We start from the raw sequence: 2,056 nt of genomic DNA, 5'->3' as shown, positions 1-2,056 counted from the left end.
CTCCACCCGCCTCTTTCTTTTGGGCCGCCTTATCCCTTTTCCGCGCCACATCCCCCGCCACGGCCCTCCCAACCCCATAAGCCCCCAGCGCAACCCCCTTGGCTTTATCCGAACCGGATTGCGCCCCTTGTATGGCCTGCTCCTTTTCCCCAAGGTGCTGTCCACGTCCACCGATCCACTGCGGTACCAGGTCAGCCAGGTGGGTAATCAGACCCATCAGGAACTTCATGGCCCCCCAGATGGTACCCAGAATAATCGCCAGCACGGCGACACCCCCTACGATGCCGAGGTTAAACCCGTTCATGCCGGCCATGTAAATGGACATGGCACCGCCCACAAAATGGCCCACGATAAATATAAGGAAAAACATAAACACGAAGCCAAACGTCAATAAAACGGGGCGCATGACGATGCCGATGACCGCGCCGTAGCCATACATGGCCTGTTGGGGGGCAAAGCCCTCCCCTTCGGCGTAGGCGTGCGCTGCGGCCCATAATGGGGCTGCCACCATCAGTTCCATCACCAAAAATAACCAACCGATGATCGCGATGGTCATGATGGCACCGGGGATGGCCGGGATAACATAGGCGATGATCGCGCCTTCGACGACAAGACCCAAACCGAGGGGAAGCATCAATTTTCCGAGGGTATCTGCCGTATCTGCTATCATGCGGGCAGCAGGGCTGGCTAATTTGCCAGCGATCCAGCCACCCGCAGCCCCTCCTGCTGCATCACCAGCAATTTCAGTACCGCCTGTTTCACCGCCTACTGGAACAAGCGCTCCGACAGCACCTCCCAACACAGGGGCGCCAATCGCTATCCCGTTGGCGATACCTGCCATCACGCCACCACCTGCTGCTGTCAGCTCGCCGGCCTTGATGATGCTGTGCCCAGCCGACATCATGTTAGCCAGCGGGTTGCCGGAATCTAACGAGGAAACCACATTCAACACCTTTCCTCCAAGCCAACTGGACTTTCCGGATGGTCCACCTGCAGTCGCCGCCACCATAGCCCCATCCAGATAATTATTACTCGACTGGTAATGGTTAACCACTGCGAAAGCGGTTTTGAGCGTAGGTTCAATGAAATTATTCGTGCCCATGCCAATATATTGCAAATTGGGCATATTCACTTTGGGACGCAGCATTTTCATATACGCTTGCGAGGCCGTGTTGATATTGTTTAACGTCCAGTAATAGAAAGAAGAAGATGCCCAGCCCAGGGACTCAGATTCCGTAGCGAAGTTCTTTATTTCCGCCGTTAACACAGTGCCCTGATTTTTGTTAAGCTGATTGTACAGAGCCTCCTGCTGCGTAGCGTAAGCTTGCACGACAGCGGCTATCTGGCTGGGTTGAACAGGAGCGGCGTTGTTTTGCGCATTTTGGTCCACGATCTGGTTGGCAATGGGGCGCATGGCGTTCATGACGTTGTTCACCGCGCCCTTCTCGGCGACACAGATCGAATTGTCTTGTGCCTGATTGACGAGCAATGAAGCGCCTGGCACTACAGTAGAAACAGCGTTCGCCGCATAATTAAAGGCATCGGTGACGTCATCTCCAAGACCCGACCAAAACCCTGTCGATGTAGCACCTTGGTTGTTCATGCTGTTGGAACAAGGCACCTCAATGGTCCCCATACCCGCGATAAACTGTTTGGAAGTGATTGAACTGGATACAGAATCCGTCGCTTTTGCAGCCGCAGCATTCCCGCCCTTTCCCAATTTCACCGTATCAATCCAGTCTCCACTATTCACATTCCCGCGCCAAGCCCAGGTCCCGACCAAGGGCACGTTCTCTCGGTTCACCACATAAGATTGCACCGCCGTCAGTACCGCCAGCTTTTCGACAAACTCATTCTCTCGGCGGACGCTGGACTGACTCGGCATGATCTGCCCCGACATCTTGGGGATCTCCTGCACGAAGCCATTCCAGACATCATCGGCAACCCCAACGCCCCAGTAAACGCCCAGTAAGGCGATACACTGAATGAGGGCCAGCCCTTTGGCCCACGGCAAAGGAAACAGCATGGCAAAGGCGGCTGGCCCACGTATGGGCGC

Annotated in this window: 1 protein-coding gene; it reads right to left on the bottom strand. The window is 55.4% G+C overall.

Features of this window, described 5'->3' with window-relative positions:
* Positions 1–2,056 (bottom strand): DotA/TraY family protein (locus tag HAP95_RS09620; protein ID WP_215884012.1); only part of this gene is annotated, 2,056 nt, incomplete at both ends.

It is taken from the genome of Acidithiobacillus sulfurivorans (genome assembly GCF_018853815.1).
GTDB lineage: Bacteria > Pseudomonadota > Gammaproteobacteria > Acidithiobacillales > Acidithiobacillaceae > Acidithiobacillus > Acidithiobacillus sulfurivorans.
Note: the sequence above shows the minus strand (reverse complement) of the source record. Positions and strands in the feature narration are given on the sequence as shown.